Below are 16,045 nucleotides of genomic sequence, written 5' to 3' on the forward strand. Positions count from 1 at the left end.
GAACCCTCGCATTCAGTGGAGCTGCTGGTACTCGAACCAGTCGAAGTGGACGGTGCCCGCGGCGGCGTACAGGCCGATGACGCGGCCGGTGAACCCACCGGCGACCTCGGTCGAGAGGTACTTGCCGTCGAGCGTGGCGAGTGCGGTGAAGGTGCCGCCGGGCTCCTCCACGCCGAACGACAGGGTGTCGGGCCCGGAACGCGCGTCTCGCAGGTCCCTGGCCTCCTCCACGCGCACGGCCAGGACCACCGGCCCCTCCGGCACCGGGCGGGAGGTGATGACGGTGCTCACCGGTCCGATGCGGGCAAGGACCCGCACCTCCCCGTACGCGACCTCGATCTCGTAGTGGTGTTCCTCGTCGAGCCGGACCGCCAGGCCGCCACGGCCCTCCGACGGGTCCAGCACCGTGCGGGCGAGGCAGGACAGGTGTTGCTGGCGCCGCCCGGCGAACACGACGGCGGGATCGTCCATTCCGGACCCGCGGGCGTGCAGCGTGAGCCAGCCCGGGCGTTCCTTCGTGGTGCAGTGCTGCTCCGAGCGGTCGCGCAGGGAGACCCAGCACGGCCGCAGCTCGGTGAGGTCGAAGTCGTCCCGTTCCGGCACGGGGGAACCGGGTGCGCCCGGCGTCAGCTCCCCGACCATCGGCCAGCCGTCGGTCCACGTCACCGGTGCCAGGAACGTCTCCCGGCCGAGCACGTGCCAGCCGGGGGTCCCGCCGCCGGGCCGGACACCGAGCAGCACCATCCACCACGCACCGTCCGGCGCCTGCACCAGATCGGCGTGACCGGTGTTCTGAACGCGCTCGTCGGTGCTGCGGTGGCTCAGGATCGGGTTGGCGGGGCACGGCTCGAACGGGCCGTCCGGTGACGAGGCGCGGGCGATCGAGACGCCGTGGCCCCGTTCGGTGCCGCCCTCGGCGATCAGCAGGTACCAGTGGTCGCCGATCCGGTACAGGTGCGGCGCTTCCGGTGCCTTGGCGCCGGGAGTGCCGGACCACAAGCGTCGCGGCTCACCGAACGTCTCGCCGGTGGCCGGGTCGACGCGGTACTGCCGCACCCCCGCGACCGTGCACCAGCAGGTGCCCTCGTCGTCCCAGGCGAGGTCCGGGTCGATGCCGCCGACGCCGGGCAGCGGGACCGGGTCGGACCACGGCCCGGCCGGATCGGTGGCGGTGAACACCATGTTGCCGCCGCCGTGGCTCACGCTCGTGACGATCAGCCAGAACCGGCCGTCGTGATGGCGCAACGTCGGCGCGTAGATCCCCGCCGACGACGGTGTCTCCGCAGTCAGCCGCAGTTGACTCGGTCGCTCCAGCGCGTTGCCGATCTGGGTCCAGCTCTTCAGGTCCCGGCTGTGGAAGACCGGGATTCCGGGGAAGTACTCGAAGCTGGAGCACACCAGGTAGTAGTCCTCCCCCACCCGGCACACGCTCGGGTCGGGGTGCGTTCCCGGGATCACGGGAATCGTCACCGGCCGGCTCCTGTCAGCACAGCGCACCCGCCGGGTGGCAGCTCCCGCACCGATCCGCCCGTCAGCACGTCGTGGGCGGCATCGGGCAGGGACACGGGTTCGGCGCGGTGGTTGAGCACGAACTGCCAGCGGCGGCCGTCCTCACCTTGGCGCACAACGACTTCGACACCGGACGGCAGGCCGGGCAGGACCGGGCCGACGCCGGCGGAGTCCAGCAGCCGGGACAGCAGTGCCGTGTAGTCCGCGTCGTCGAGCCGCGTCGACAGGTACCAGGCGTCTCCCGCACCACAACGGTTCCGGGTCAGCGCGGGAGAACCGGCGAGCGCGCCGTGGGTGTACGCGGCGACCGTCTCCGCGCCCTGTGCGCGCACCGTCTCGCTCCAGACCGTGCCGTGCGAGGAGTCCGAGAGGAGGATCCGTTCCTCGTGCCGCAGCGGCCGGTACTCCTCGACCCGGATGCCCAGCGCCTCGCGCAGCGGGGCGGCCGGATAGCCGCCGAGCCGAGCGTGCGCGCGGCTGTCGACGACCCCGCTGAAGTACTGGACCAGCAACGTTCCGCCGTTGACGACGTAGCGGCGCAGGTTCTCCGCGCCCGCGTCGGAGAGCAGGTACAACGCCGGGGCGACGACCAGCCGGTACCGGCTCAGGTCCGCCTCCGGGTGCGCGAAGTCGGTGACGACCCCGTTGTCCCACAACGCCCGGTGCGCGTCGCGCAGTGCCGAGTGGTAGCCGAGCTCGGACGAAGGCAGGCCGTCCGAGTTCAACGCCCACCAGGCGTCCGAGTCGTGCAGCACGGCCACGTCGGCGGTCACGGTCGAGCCCGCGAGCTCGCCGAGCCGGGACACGGCCTCGCCCATCTCCTTCACCTCGGCGAAGACGCGGCTGTCCGGACCGGCGTGCGGGACCATCGCCGAGTGCCACTGCTCGGCACCCGCCTTCGACTGGCGCCACTGGAAGAACAGCGCACCTTCGGAGCCGCGCGCGATGTGGCCTAGCGAGTGGCGCAGGATCTCGCCGGGTTCCTTGGCCAGCGTCCGGCCCTGGTCGTAGACCGTGCTGGTGCCCTGTTCCATCAGCAGCCACGGCCTGCCGCCGCCGAACGAGCGGGCCCGGTCCGCGGCGAACGCGACGTCCGCCGCCGCGTCGAGACCCGGCCGGTCCGGGTAGTGGTCGATCGCGACCAGGTCGACCTCACGGCTCAGCGCCCACAGGTCGACGTTCTGGTAGCCGGGCTGCATCATGTTCGTCGTCACCGGCCGGTCGCTGTGCGCGCGGATCGCGTCCCGCTGCTCGGTGTAGGCGGCGACCACCTCGTCGGAGAAGAACCGGCTGAAGTCCAGCGTGAGACCGGGGTTGCGGTGCCACTGGGTGGCGCGCGGCGGCAGGACCTGCTCCCAGCTGCCGTACCGCTGGCTCCAGAACGCCGTGCCCCACGCCTCGTTGAGCGCGTCCAGCGAACCGTGCCGGGCGCGCAGCCAGACCCGGAACGCGGCGGCGGTGTGCTCGCACCAGCACAACGTCACGTACTCGTTGTGCACGTGCCACAACGCGACCGCGGGATGGTCGCCGTAGCGTTGCGCGAGCGCGGAGGCGATGCGCCGGGACGCCGCGCGGTAGGCCGGGGCGCTGACGCAGTAGGTGTCACGGCTGCCGTGGACCAGCCTGGTGCCCTCACGGGTGACCGGCATGGCGTCCGGGTGAGCCAGGGTGAACCACGGCGGCGGCGAGGCGGTCGGCGTGGCCAGGTCGACCGCGACCCCGTTGGCGTGCAGGCGGTTCAGATGCGCGTCGAGCCACCCGAAGTCGTAGCGGCCCTCCTCCGGCTCGAGCAGGGCCCAGGAGAAGACGCCGACCGTGGCCAGGTTGACCCTGGCCTCGCGCATCAGCTCGTCGTCCTCCTTCCACACCCGCTCGTCCCACTGCTCGGGGTTGTAGTCGCCGCCGAAGGCCAGGCCGCCCAGCCGGTTCGCGATCACGCCTCCTCCCGCACGGGCAGCCGGGCGCCGTCGCGCAGGAACAGCGGGATGCGGTCGAGCGGCGCGGCGACGGTGACCGTCCGCCCGCCCTCGTGCTCCTCGCCGGTCCACGCGTCGGTCCACCGCGCGCCGGCGGGCAGGTGGACGTCGCGCTCGCGGTCACCCGCCTCGGTGATCGGGGCCACGAGCAGGTCGGGGCCGAGCAGGAAGGCGTCCTCGACCCGCCACGCCGCCGGGTCGTCCGGGAACTCCAGGAACACCGGCCGCATCGGCGGCACACCGGTCTCGGAGGCCGTGCGCATCTGCTCCATCACGTAGGGGCGCAGACGTTCCCGCAGCCGCAGGTGCCCGGCGAGGATCTCGTACGCCTCCTCGCCGTAGGACCAGACCTCGTTGGCCAGTCCCGTCATCGCGGGCTCCAGCACCTGCTCGTCGCCGCGGAAGCCGTGCAGGCGGAACAGCGGGCAGAAGGTGCCGTACTGGAACCAGCGCACGAGGACCTCGCGGTAGGCGGGGTCGTCGGGGTCGCCGCCGTGGAATCCGCCGATGTCCGTCGTCCACCAGGGGATGCCGGACATCATGACGTTCAGCCCGGCCTTGATCTGCGTGCGCAGCGTGGCGAAGTCCGTGCCGATGTCCCCCGACCACAGCGCGGCGCCGTACCGTTGCGCGCCCGCCCATGACGAGCGGTTGAGCGAGATGATCTCGGTCTCCCCCGCCGCGCGCAGTCCGTCGTGGACGGTGCGGGCGTTCTCGCGCGGGTAGAGGTTGCCGACCTCCAGGCCGGGACCCGCGTGGTAGCGCAGGTTGTACTGGTGGCCGGGTTTGAGCTCGGGTTCGCCCGCGTCCAGCCAGTACACGGAGATGCCGAGGTCGTGGTAGCCGCGCCGGATCCGTTCCCAGACGTACTCGCGCGCCTCGGGGTTGGTGGCGTCGTAGAAGGCGACCTGAGCGGAGTAGGCGCCGAGCCCCTTGTCCGGCCAGTCGGCGTGCGCCATCGGCCCGAACTCGGTCCCGACGAACAGGCCCTGGTTCAGCATGGGGTGGTAGTTCTCGCTGGCCGGGCTGACCGAGGGCCAGACCGAGACCATCAGCTTGACGCCCATCTCGTCCAGCTCGCGGACCATCGCCGCCGGGTCGGGCCACTCGGCGAGGTCGAACTTCCACTCGCCGAGATGGGTCCAGTGGAAGAAGTCGCAGACGATCACGGACAACGGCAGCCCGCGCCGCTCGTACTCGCGGGCGACGCCGAGCAGCTCGTCCTGGGTGCGGTAGCGCAGCTTGCACTGCCAGAAACCGGACGCCCACTCGGGAAGCTCCGGCGAATGCCCGGTCACGTCGGCGTAGCGGCGCAGCACGTCGGCCGGCCGGCCCGCGGTGAACCAGTAGTCGATCTGACGGGCGCTGTCGGACACCCAGCGGGTGCCGGTCTCCGCGAGCTCCACCCGCCCGATCGCGGGCGAGTTCCACAGCAGGCCGTAGCCGCGGTCGGAGACCAGCAACGGGATGGTGACCTCGGCGTTGCGCTGGACGAGGTCGATGACCGCGCCCTTCTGGTCGAGCATGCCGTGGGTGTGCTGGCCGAGGCCGTAGAGCCGTTCCCCTTTGTAGGCGCGGAAACGCTGCTCCAGCCGGTGATGGCCGTTGCCCGTCGCGGTGGCCAGACGCGGGCCCGGCCACCAGAAGTGGGCCGGTTCCTCCGCGAGGAGCTCGGTGCCGTCCTCGGTTCTGCTGAACGTCAGAGTTCCCGCGAGCGCCCCCAGTTCCGGGGTCAGGGCGCCTTCGGTTCCGGCGTCGATCCGGACGGTGAGCGCGCCGTGCACGAGCGTGGCGTGGTGCTCGGAGATCTTGATCTCCACCGGGCCGCCGTCCGGTGGCGTGCCGAGCAACGCGCCGGGGAGGTCGTCGAGCAGCGGACCGGCGGGGGTGGCGCGCACGCGGACCGCGTCGGAGCCCCACGCCTCGACTCGGAGCGTCTCGCCCCTGGCCCGCCATTCGAGCGCGGTGCCGAGGTCTCGGAAGTGCTGGGGCATGCGGAAGCTCCTCACGTTCCTGGATGAGTGCGGGAGAAGGTCAGGGAAGCAGTGGCGCGGGTCCCGTGCTCTCGCGCACGGTCAAGGCCGGGGTGAGCAGAGCCCGGTCGTCGTCAGGACGGCCGCCGTCGCTCGACGTGGCGAGCCTGCCGACGATCTGCTCCACGGCGACCCGGCCGAGCTCCTGCGCGGACCCGGTCACCGCCGTGAGCCTCGGCGCGAACTGCTCGGCGAGCTGGTCCTGGCACAACGCGATCACCGAGACGTCCTCGGGGACCGTCCGCCCGCTGGTGCGCAGCAGGGTCAGCAACGGGCCGATCGCGCCCTCGTTCTGCACCACGAACCCGGTGGTGCCGGGACGGTCCGCGAGCACGCGGGCGAGGGTGCCCGCGGTGCTCTCGTAGGTGCCCTCGCAGGTCCTGTGCAGAAAGCGCAGACCTCGCTGCCCCGCCCGGTCGCGGAACCCGGCGAGCGTGCGCTCGGCGTACCCGGCGTGCCGGTGGTAGACCCCGGACCCGTAGCCGATGAACGCGATCTCGCGGTGACCGAGATCGGCGAGGTGGTCCGCGCACAACGCCCCTGCCGCCACGAAGTCGTGGTCCACACAGGACACTCCGCGCGCGTCGTCGGCCAGCCCGATGAGCGTGGCCTGGGTGCCCTGCGCGCGCAGCACCGGGATGCGTTCGTCGTCGAGCTCGACGTCCATCAGGATCAGGCCGTCCGCCAGACCGCTGGCGGCGATCCTGCGGACCCCGTCCGGTCCCTCGTCGTTGGTGATCAGCAGGACGTCGTACCCGTGCTGACGGGCCGCCGTGGTCACCGCGATCGCGATCTCCATCATGACCGGGACGTAGACGTCGGTGCGCAACGGCACCATCAACGCGATGATGTGCGACCGCCGCGCGGCCAGCGCACGCGCACCGGCGTTGGGGTGGTACCCGAGCACCTGCACGGAACTCCGCACCCGGCGGCGGGTCTCCTCGGAGATCGCGCGCTTGCCGCTGAGCACGTAGCTCACCGTGCTGGACGACACGCCCGCGTGCCTGGCCACGTCGGCAATGGTCACCATGAATGTTCAGCCCTTGATCGCGCCGGTCAGGACGCCCGTGCGGAAGTGCTTCTGCACGAACGGATAAACGATGAGCAACGGCACGAGAGTCAGCACCACGACAGCCATCTGCAGCGACAGCGGCGCCGTCTGGGAGAACGCCGTGCCGAAGCCCGAGTTCACCGAGCCCGGCATGCCGTTGCCCCGGTTGACGTACGTGTACAGCACGTACTGCAGCGGCCACTTCTCACTGTCCGTCGGCATGTACAACATGACGTTGAAGAAGGAGTTCCAGTAGCCGACGCCGTAGAAGAGCGCCATCACCGCCGTCACCGCCCGCGAGGTCGGCAGCACGATGGACCACAGGATCCGCCAGTCCCCCGCGCCGTCGATCCGCGCCGCCTCGATCAGGTCGGCCGAGGTGCTGGAGTAGAACGACCGCAGGATCAGGATGTTGAAGACGGAGATCGCGCTTGGCAGGATCAGCGACCACCACTGGCCGTAGCCGCCCAGCCCGGTGACGACCAGGAAGGTCGGGATCAGGCCGCCGTTGACGAACATGGTGACGATCAACAGGGTCAGCAGGAAGCGGTGCGCGAACGACCGCGACCGGGACAGGCCGTAGGCGCACATGACCGAGACCGCCATCGACACGGCGGTGCCGGCCGCGGTGATGCCGAGACTCACCAGCAGCGCGGTGCGCACCGTGGTGTCCTCCAGCATCACCCGGTAGGCCTCGAAGGTCAGCCCGTCGGGCCAGATCACGAGACCACCGGCGCGGTTGACCGCGCCCTGGGTGGACAGGCTGGTCACCACGATGATCCACAACGGCACCAGCATCACCAGCAGCACGCCGCCGAGGGTGATGCCCTTGGCCGCCTCGCCGGCGATCGTCGGCGGTTCCTCCCACGCCGGCCGCGTGTTCCGCTTCTTCCTGCGCACCGGCTGCGGCGCAAGCGTTTTCGCGACCTCAGGTGTGCGTTCGATCGTGAGCATGTCGGTCACCTCCGATACAACCCGTCTTCGCCGAAGGTGTGCGCCAGCTTGTTCGCACCCCAGATGAGCAACAGCGAGATCACGCTCTTGAACAGACCCGCCGCCGCGCCGTAGCTGTAGTCACCGGTCGCGATGCCGTAGTAGAACGAGAAGGTGTCCAGCACGTCCGCCGTGTCGTAGCCCACGGCGTTGCGCTGGATCAGGAACTGCTCGAAGCCGACGGTCAGCGCGTTTCCCAGTCGCAGCACCAGCATCAGCACGATGACGCCGCGCAGGCCGGGCAGGGTGATGTGCCACAGTCGCCGCCACCGCCCGGCACCGTCCGCCGCCGCGGCCTCGTAGAGGTCGGTGTTGACGGCGGCGAGCGCGGCCAGGAACACGATGATCCCCCAGCCTGCCTCCTTCCAGATCACCTGGGCGGAGATCAGCAACGCGAAGGTGTCCGGGTTCGTCATGACGTCCCAGGTGCCGATGTCGTTGTTGCGCAGGAAGTGGTTGAGCGCTCCCGCACCGCCGAGCATCTGCTGGAAGATCGTGATGGCCAGCACCCACGAGAAGAAGTGCGGCAGGTAGACGACCGACTGGATGAAGTTGCGGATCCTCAGCGACAGCACCGAGTTGAGCAGCAGGGCCAGCGCGATCGGGACCGGGAAGAACAGGATCAGCTGGACGAAGCTCAGGTACAGCGTGTTCTGCACCGCGTTCCAGAACAGCGCGTCGCCGAAGAGCCGCTGGAACTGGTCGAGACCCGCCCACGTGCTGTACCAGATCCCGGCCAGCGGGTCGTACTCCTGGAACGCGGTGACGAGCCCGAACAGCGGGACGTAGTTGAAGACCAGCAGCAGGACGACGGCGGGCAGCGTCATCAGGATCAGCGACCGGTCGCGGCGCAGTCTCACCCGCCAGTTCTGCCGCGCCGGTCGCGTCGCGCGGTCCGGCCGCGTCGGGGCCGCCGTGGTCACTGCCCGGTGCCGTGCTTCTGCAGGACGTTGTCGTTCGTCCACTGGATGAGCTTGTCCCCGCCACCGCTGGTCTTCCAGCTCGCCACGGCGTCCTTCACCGCGGCCACCGTCTTCTTGCCGTGGATGCAGTCCTTGATCGCGTCCTCGACCTGCTGTGCGGCGTCCGCCGTGGCCTGCGCCTGGGGCATGCTGATGTTCATGTTCCAGAAGACCGGCTTGGTCAGCGCCTTCACGTTGGCGGCCTGCCAGGCGAGGTAGTCCTGGGTGACCTGCGGCGCGCCGGGGCTGTTGGTCGCGGCGGCCGGCGAGGCCAGGAACGGGTAGGTCTGCGCCTGGACCTCCTTCTTGCCTGCCTCGGTGGCCGTCGGCACACCGTCGACCATGGTGAAGTGGGTGCCCTCGACGCCGAAGTTGACCATCGTGAACTCGGCGGAGCCGAACGGCGCGGCCAGGTAGTTCGCGATCGCCAGGCACTCCTCGATCTGTTCCGGCTTCAGGTTGATGTTGAGGTAGCTCATGATGTCGGCGCCCGCGCCCATGTAGACCCGCGGCGTGCTCTTGCCGTCGGCGGCGATGACGTTGAACGCCCCGCGCCGGTAGTTCGGGTCGGCGGCCCTGCCGGACTGGAGGTCGGCGAGGTTCCACGCCCCCGTACCGCTGCTGGAGATCAGCGTCTTGCCGCCGTAGAACCGCGTGTTGCCGTTGGCGTTGTCGCCCGCCAGCGCGTCGGGGTGCACGTAGCCCGCGGCGGCGAGCCGGTTGTTCCAGTCGAGCGCCGCGTAGAACTCCTCGGTCTCGAACAGGTGGACCAGCTTCCCGTTGTCCACCCGCCACTTCAGCGGTGCGCCGAAGGAGGTGTAGAGGTAGCGGTAGACGTCGTCGAAGGCCCACACGCCGCTCTTGGCGTCGGTCAGCTCCTTGCCGAGCCTCATCAGGTCGTCGGCGGACTTCACCTGGTCGGCGGTGATTCCCTTGGCGTCGAAGATGTCGCGGCGGTAGTAGAGCGTGCCCGCGATCTGGAAGCCGGTGGCGAACGAGGGGATTCCGTAGAGCTTCTCGCCCCAGGCGCCGGTGCGCCACGCGGAGGTCGGGATGGCCGCGAGGTTGGGGTACTTCTTGATGTTGTCGCCGGACAGGTGGGGCGTCAGGTCCGCGAGCTGGTTCCCCACCAGCCCGCCGACGTTCATCTGGGAGTTCCACCAGGCCGGCAGCTGGATCCAGTCCGGCAGCCGCTTCGAGGCGGTCATCGTCGGGATGATGGTGTTGTAGGTGTTGCCGTCCGCGGGCTTCATCTCCAGCTGGACGCCCAGAGCCTTGTTCATGGCCGCGTAGAACGCGTTGTCGGCGGGCGGGATGGTCCCCCACAGCGGCGTGACCGCCGAGTACTTCCCGCCCTTGCCCGGGATGCCGGACACGGTGGCGACCCGGTTCGCCGGGTAGCTGAGGAAGCCGGGGTTCGTCATCACGTCGGGGCCGCCCGCGATGGACGGGATGTCCGGTTTGATCGACGTGTTCGGCACGTAGGCCGGCAACACGGCCTTGAGCGCCGCTTCGGAACCCACTCCGGCCCGCTGCGCCGGGCCACTGCCGCAGGCGGACAGCAGCGGTCCCATCGCGACGAGCCCTGCTGCCGAGACGGCGGCGTTGAGGAAGCTTCTGCGGTTCAACTCGTTGCCCATGGCGGGACCGATCCTTCATCGTCGAAGTGTCGAAGCGCTTAAACAGATGTCGGGGAGGTTAGTGACGCAGGTCGCATCAGACAAGACCGTTGACAGCAGAAACCTCTGCGTGACACCGTCGAAACGCTTCAACGCTAGCTCTGAACTGAGGGGTTACCACGTGGTTTCCGAGTCCGTGCCCGCCGTCGATCGGCTGCCTTTCCGCGACTCCGCGCTGTCGACGCGCAAGCGCATCGACGATCTCCTGGCGCGGCTCACGCTCGACGAGCGGATCGCGATGCTGCACCAGTACTCGCCGGCGGTGCCCCGCCTCGGCGTGGACGTGTTCCGCACCGGGTCGGAGGCGCTGCACGGCGTCGCGTGGCTGGGCCCCGCCACGGTGTTCCCCCAGGCGGTCGGGCTGGGCGCGACCTGGGACGAGGAACTGGTGCGCCGCGTCGCCGAGGCCACCTCGGTCGAGTTGAGGGCGTTCCACTACCACCGCCCGGCCGCCATCGGCGTGGGCAGGAACAGCCTGCAGGCGTGGGCCCCGGTGCTGAACCTGCTGCGCGACCCCCGCTGGGGCCGCAACGAGGAGGGCTACTCCGAGGACCCGGTGCACACCGCGCGGATCGGCACGGCGTTCTGCCGCGGCCTCGCGGGCGAGCACCACCGGTTCCTGCGCACGGCCCCGGTGCTCAAGCACTTCCTGGCCTACAACAACGAGGACGACCGCTGCGTCACCTCGTCCGGCCTGCGCCCGCGCGTGCTGCAGGAGTACGACCTCGCGGCCTTCCGCCCCGTGGTCGCCTCGGGCGCCGCCACCGGCGCCATGGCCGGCTACAACCTGGTCAACGGCCGCCCGTGCCACGTCACGCCGCTCATCGGGACGGAACTGCGCCGCTGGGCCGAGCCGACCGGGCACGAGCTGTTCGTGGTCAGCGACGCGGAGGCGCCGTCCAACCTGGTGGACCCGGAGCACTACTTCGACGACCACGCCGAGTCCCACGCGGCCGCGCTCAAGGCGGGCATCGACAGCTTCACGGACCACGGCGAGGACAGCGCCGTCCCGATCGGCAGGCTCCGCGAGGCGTTGGAGCGCGGCCTGATCGACGAGGAGGACGTGGACCGCGCCGTGCGCCGGCAGCTGGAGATCCGCTTCCGCCTCGGCGAGTTCGACCCCGATCTCGACCCGTACGCCACCATCGGCCCCGAGGTCATCGGCTGCGCCGAGCACCGCGCCCTCGCGCTGCGGTCCGCGACCGAGTCGGTCGTGCTGCTGCGCAACGAAGGACTGCTCCCGCTCGACGCGGGCAGCACGTCGCGGATCGCCGTGATCGGTCCGCTCGCCGACATGGTGTGCGAGGACTGGTACAGCGGCACGCTTCCGTACCAGGTGACCGTCGCGAGTGGACTCCAGGCCGTGCTGGGCGAAGGCGGCGAGGTGGTCGTCGCGGACGGCTCGGACCGGATCGCGCTGCGCTCGCGCACCAGCGGCGAACTGCTGGGCAAGGCGCCGTTCGACGTCGTCGACTGGGGCGGCGGCGTGCTGACGCTGCGGTCGGCGGAGTCCGGGCGCTACCTGAGCCTCCAGGACACCTCGCTGGCCGCCGACCAGGAGCTGATCAAGAGCTGGGACGTCCGCGAGACGTTCCGCCTCGTGCCCGCCGAGGACTCGGTGTTGCTGCAGAACGTGCTCACGGGCCGGTACGCCGTCGTCGATCCCGTCGACGGCACGGTGAGCGTCACCGCGGAGACCGCCGATGCCGCCGAACGCTGGGAGCGCGAGGTCCTGCGCGACGGCACCGCGGAGGCGCTGGCCGCCGCGCTGTCGGCGGACGTCGCGGTGGTCGTCCTCGGCAACCACCCGCTGATCCACGGACGGGAGACCGAGGACCGCGCGGGAATCGCGCTCCCGGCCGCCCAGGACGCGCTGCTGCGCGCGGTCGCGGGAGTCCGGCCGGACACGGCGCTGGTCGTGATGAGCAGCTACCCCTACGCCCTGGACTGGGCGGACGAGCACCTGCCCACCGTGGTGTGGACGTCCCACGGCGGGCAGGAGACCGGCCGGGCGCTGGCCGCCGTCCTGCTCGGCGAGGCCGAACCCGCCGGACGCCTGCCGCAGACGTGGTACCGCGGTGACGACGCGCTGCCGCACCCGCTCGACTACGACATCATCAAGGCGGGCTGGACCTACCAGTACCACCGCGCCGCGCCGCTGTACCCCTTCGGCCACGGCCTCTCCTACACCGGCTTCGCCCACCGCGACCTGATCCTGTCGTCGGACACCGCCACCCGGGACAGCGCGATCGACCTCTCGGTGACGCTGGCCAACACCGGAGCAAGGACCGGCAGCGACGTCGTCCAGCTCTACGTCCGCGCGCTGCACGCGCGGTACGAGGCCCCGCTGCTGCGGCTCGCCGACTTCCGCAAGATCACGCTGGCTCCCGGCGAGAGCCGGGTCCTGTCCTTCCGGCTGCCCGTCGACAAGCTCGCCCACTGGGACGTCGCGACCGGTGCGTTCGCGGTGGATCCCGGCGCCTACGAGGTTCTCGTCGCCCGTTCGGCCGGGGACGTCGTGCTCACCGCCCCGCTCACGGTCGCAGGACCGGCCCCCTCCCCTCGCGCGGGCGCCGGGCGTCTTCTCGCCGCCGACTTCGACGACCACGACAACGTGACCCTCGTCGACGCCACGCGCGTGACCGGTGACGCGGTCACCGCCACCGACGCCGATCGACCGGCCACCCTGTGGTTCGGGCGGACCGACCTGTCCGGCGCGCTCCGCGTCGAGGCGGAGGTCTCCTCGGAGAACTCCTCGGCACGACTGGAGTTCAGGACGGACGAGGGAGTTCTGGCGGAGCTGCCGGTGCCGGCCACCGGAGGCCGTTACGAGTGGACGACCGTCTCGGCGGCGCTGCCTTCGGCGGTGACCGGGGTCCACGACCTGCGAGTGGTCCTGCACGGCTCCTTCCGGCTCACGTCCTTCCGCTTCTCCACCGCAGAATGAGATCCGCACGCAGACCCGCCTGAAGGAGCCCCGATGCCGCTGACGGACGCCCCGCTCGACGAACTCGTCGTCTACCGCCCGGAGATGCAGGCACCACCGGACTTCGACGAGTTCTGGGACCGGACGCTCGGCGAGGCCCGTTCGGCCGGTGGCGCGGTGGAGGCCACCGACGTCACCGACCGGCACCTGCTGCGCACCGTCGAGGTCGCCGACGTCCGCTTCCCCGGCTTCGGCGGCGACCCGGTGGCCGCCTGGCTGCTGCGCCCGCGCGGCAGCCACGGCCCACTGCCCGTCGTCGTCACGTACCTGGGCTACAGCTGCGGTCGCGGCCTGCCCACCGACCACCTGCTGTGGTCCGCCGCCGGGTACGCCCAGCTCGTGGTCGACAGCCGCGGTCAGGGCCACGACACCCCGGACCGCGTGGCGAGCGGGGGCACCCAGTGGGTCAAGGGCTTCATGACCAGCGGCATCGACTCACCGGACGACCACTACTACCGGCGTCTCGTCACCGACTGCGTCCGCGCCGTGGACGCAGTCGGGCACCTGCCCGGGTTGGATCCGGAGCAGGTGGTCGTCGCGGGTGGCAGCCAGGGCGGAGGGCTGAGCATCGCCGTCGCCGGGCTGGCGCGCGACCGCGTCGCGGCCGCGCTGCCGGACGTGCCGTTCCTGTGCCACTACCGGCGGGCGGCCGAGATGGCGGGCGAGGGTCCGTACGTGGAGATCGCGGAGTACCTGCGCTGGCACAGCAGGCACGGGGTGGAGCCGGCCTTCCGCACGCTGTCCTACTTCGACGGTGTCAACTTCGCGCAACGGGCGACGGCGCCGGCGTTGTTCAGCGTCGGGCTGATGGACCCCGTCTGCCCACCGTCCACTGTGTACGCCGCGTTCAACCACTACGCGGGCGAGGACCGGACCATGACCGTGTGGCCGTTCGCCGACCACGGTGGCGGATACGGGTCCAACCCGGTCGCGCAGCTGGAGTGGCTGCGCGACCGGGCCCTGACGCCGTGATCCCCTCTGTCCGGCGTCAGCCGAAGGAGACGGAGTAGCTGTTGGTGGTGAAGTTCAGGCCGCCGCTGGACGACGTGATCTCGTAGCCGAACTGGACGGAGCCGACGGTGACGTCACCGAACCAGCCGCGGTTGCGGATCCAGTCCATGACCGCCTTGACGTTGATCGTGCCGGACCCGGTGTTGGACGTGCGGACGAACGAGAACACCTGGTTCGAGCCGTTCGAGCCGCGGTGGACGTCCCAGGTGTGGCCGCCCACCGACACCGTCGTCTCGCGCGCCCCGATCGGGCCGACGGGGCCGACCTTGTTCATCCACAGCATGATCTCGTAGGCGTTGTTGTCGGCCCAGATGTCGTAGGCGGTCGTGTAGGCGCCGGAGTTCGGATAGGAGACGTTGAAGCTGCTCGACAGACTCCCGAGCGAGCTGAGCCGCCGGTTCACCTGCCGTTCGGAGTGCGGGTAGGCCTTGATCCCGCCGGTGTTGGGGTGGTTCGCCCAGACGCCCCAGTTGCTGTAGGAGTTGGCCCAGATCGTCTGCGGCCCGTACCCGTTGCCCCAGATGTTGTTGCGGACCGTGTAGCCGCCGTTCGACCACGTTCCCCACCTGTCGGAGGAACTCCAGGTCGCGGCGGACGCGGTGCCGGCCCCCAGGGAGACCGTCAGGGCAGCCGCCATCACGACAACAAATGCACGCACGATTTTCATCTTCGATTTTCCCTTCCGCACACCATTGAACGGAATTCGCGCCGCCCGAGAAGCCGAAGCGATTCGCTGAATTCAACCTAACATCGAAATCATCGAACACAACCGAGCGAAAAAATTCGATGAGGATTCACGGACAGATGCGCGGCGAATCCCATTCACGCCTCATCCCGTCCGGCTGAACAGCTTCGGCGGCAGCAACGTGAGCGCCGGCGGCTGCTGTCCGTTCAGCTTGGCCATCAGCAGCTCGACCGCGCGCCGCCCCAGCACGTCGGCGGGCAGCCGCACCGAGGTCAGCCGCAGCTGCTCGGCCAGTTCGTCCGGGCAGATCGCGACCACGGCGACGTCCTCCGGCACGCGGCGTCCCTCGGCCCGCAGGCACTCGACGACCAGGCCCAGCACCGCCTCGTTGTGCACGACCAGCGCGGTCATCCGCGAGAGCTCTCTGAGCAGCGTCCCGACCACGGCGCGCACGGCGTCACGGTGCCGTTCGGCGGGCAGGGCGGTCGACGCGACACCGCGCCGCATCGCCGCGGCGCTGAACCCCGCGAGCGTGCGCTGCGCGAACCCCGTGTTGCGCGCGTAGACCGCTCCCGGCGCCCCGAGGAAGCCGATGGTGCGGTGCCCGAGTTCGACGAGGTGGTCGACGCACCGCGCGCCGGCCGCCTCGAAGTCAAGATCGACGCAGGTCAGGCCGTTCGCCACGGTCGGATGCCCGAGCAGGACGGCCGGGCGGCCGAGCTCGCGCAGCACCGGCACGCGCTCGTCCTCCAGCCCCACGTCCATCACGAGGAACCCGTCCACCCTGGCGGTGCCGGCGACTCGGCGGAGTCCGGCGGCGCCCTCGTCCGCGGTCACCAGCAGCACGTCCATGTCGTGCTCGCGGGCGGTGGTGACGACCGAGGAGGCGAACCGCATCACCACCGGCAGGTGCACGCCCTCCCGCAGCGGCAGGACGAGGGCCAGCACGTTCGTCCGGCTCCCGGCCAGCGCCTTCGCCCCCGCGTGCGGCTGGTAGCCGAGCAGCCGAATGCTCTCCCCCACCCGCATTCGGGTTTCGGCCGAAACCGGGCGTTTGCCGGTCAGCACGTAGGAAACCGTGCTGGGCGCGACACCCGCGTGCCTCGCCACGTCCACAATGGTGACCACGCCGACACCTCCGGTTCCGCAGCGCCTGAGCA

11 protein-coding genes are annotated in these 16,045 nt (G+C 70.5%); 2 read left to right on the top strand and 9 right to left on the bottom strand.

All coding sequences use genetic code 11. The annotated features are described in order from the left end of the window. Window positions 1–12: 12 nt before the first annotated feature. The 7 genes from SK854_RS10045 to SK854_RS10075 are packed head-to-tail and all read right to left on the bottom strand — an operon-like array spanning window position 13 to window position 10,164. Complete coding sequence (locus SK854_RS10045) at window positions 13–1,470, bottom strand: glycoside hydrolase family 43 protein (protein ID WP_319974738.1); 1,458 nt, start codon at window positions 1,468–1,470, stop codon at window positions 13–15. After that, window positions 1,467–3,446: a beta-galactosidase gene (locus tag SK854_RS10050; RefSeq protein WP_319974739.1), complete on the bottom strand. Its 1,980-nt coding sequence runs from the start codon at window positions 3,444–3,446 to the stop codon at window positions 1,467–1,469. The genes SK854_RS10045 and SK854_RS10050 overlap by 4 nt, the downstream gene beginning before the upstream one ends. Further along, window positions 3,443–5,479 carry a glycoside hydrolase family 31 protein gene (locus SK854_RS10055; protein ID WP_319974740.1) on the bottom strand — a complete coding sequence of 679 codons (2,037 nt, stop codon included), beginning with the start codon at window positions 5,477–5,479 and terminating at the stop codon, window positions 3,443–3,445. Before SK854_RS10055 ends, SK854_RS10050 begins: the two co-directional genes overlap by 4 nt. A 40-nt stretch (window positions 5,480–5,519) precedes the next feature. Then, a complete protein-coding gene (locus tag SK854_RS10060; RefSeq protein WP_319974741.1) occupies window positions 5,520–6,548 on the bottom strand; it encodes a LacI family DNA-binding transcriptional regulator in 1,029 nt (342 codons plus the stop codon). A 6-nt stretch (window positions 6,549–6,554) separates the two neighbouring features. Then, on the bottom strand, window positions 6,555–7,523 hold the full coding sequence (locus tag SK854_RS10065) for a carbohydrate ABC transporter permease (RefSeq protein WP_319974742.1): 969 nt from the start codon (window positions 7,521–7,523) through the stop codon (window positions 6,555–6,557). A gap of 5 nt (window positions 7,524–7,528) precedes the next feature. Beyond that, entirely contained in the window at window positions 7,529–8,485 is a 957-nt protein-coding gene (locus tag SK854_RS10070) for an ABC transporter permease (protein WP_319974743.1), read from the bottom strand. Beyond that, window positions 8,482–10,164, bottom strand: a complete 1,683-nt coding sequence (locus SK854_RS10075) for a type 2 periplasmic-binding domain-containing protein (RefSeq protein WP_319974744.1) — start codon at window positions 10,162–10,164, stop codon at window positions 8,482–8,484. Before SK854_RS10075 ends, SK854_RS10070 begins: the two co-directional genes overlap by 4 nt. Window positions 10,165–10,324: 160 nt before the next feature. On the opposite strand from SK854_RS10075, the gene SK854_RS10080 reads away from it, so the two are divergent. Continuing rightward, entirely contained in the window at window positions 10,325–13,150 is a 2,826-nt protein-coding gene (locus SK854_RS10080) for a glycoside hydrolase family 3 C-terminal domain-containing protein (RefSeq protein WP_319974745.1), read from the top strand. 33 nt (window positions 13,151–13,183) lie between these two features. Beyond that, the gene (locus SK854_RS10085) at window positions 13,184–14,161 is read left to right on the top strand and encodes an acetylxylan esterase (RefSeq protein WP_319974746.1); all 978 of its coding nucleotides are present in this window, start codon (window positions 13,184–13,186) and stop codon (window positions 14,159–14,161) included. 16 nt (window positions 14,162–14,177) lie between these two features. On the opposite strand, the gene SK854_RS10090 is transcribed toward SK854_RS10085, so the two are convergent. Continuing rightward, the gene (locus SK854_RS10090; protein ID WP_319974747.1) at window positions 14,178–14,867 is read right to left on the bottom strand and encodes a glycoside hydrolase family 12 protein; all 690 of its coding nucleotides are present in this window, start codon (window positions 14,865–14,867) and stop codon (window positions 14,178–14,180) included. Between the two features lie 162 nt (window positions 14,868–15,029). Continuing rightward, window positions 15,030–16,013 carry a LacI family DNA-binding transcriptional regulator gene (locus SK854_RS10095; protein ID WP_319974748.1) on the bottom strand — a complete coding sequence of 328 codons (984 nt, stop codon included), beginning with the start codon at window positions 16,011–16,013 and terminating at the stop codon, window positions 15,030–15,032. Window positions 16,014–16,045 lie beyond the last annotated feature (32 nt).

This window comes from Lentzea sokolovensis (assembly GCF_033949975.1).
In the GTDB taxonomy this organism is placed as follows: domain Bacteria; phylum Actinomycetota; class Actinomycetes; order Mycobacteriales; family Pseudonocardiaceae; genus Lentzea; species Lentzea sokolovensis.

Excerpts from the sequence above, each read along its gene's own strand:
- SK854_RS10090 (WP_319974747.1), bottom strand. The coding sequence starts at position 14,867 with ATGAAAATCGTGCGTGCATTTGTTGTCGTGATGGCGGCTGCCCTGACG.
- SK854_RS10055 (WP_319974740.1), bottom strand. The coding sequence starts at position 5,479 with ATGCCCCAGCACTTCCGAGACCTCGGCACCGCGCTCGAATGGCGGGCC.
- SK854_RS10075 (WP_319974744.1), bottom strand. The coding sequence starts at position 10,164 with ATGGGCAACGAGTTGAACCGCAGAAGCTTCCTCAACGCCGCCGTCTCG.
- SK854_RS10060 (WP_319974741.1), bottom strand. The coding sequence starts at position 6,548 with ATGGTGACCATTGCCGACGTGGCCAGGCACGCGGGCGTGTCGTCCAGC.
- SK854_RS10065 (WP_319974742.1), bottom strand. The coding sequence starts at position 7,523 with ATGCTCACGATCGAACGCACACCTGAGGTCGCGAAAACGCTTGCGCCG.
- SK854_RS10085 (WP_319974746.1), top strand. The coding sequence starts at position 13,184 with ATGCCGCTGACGGACGCCCCGCTCGACGAACTCGTCGTCTACCGCCCG.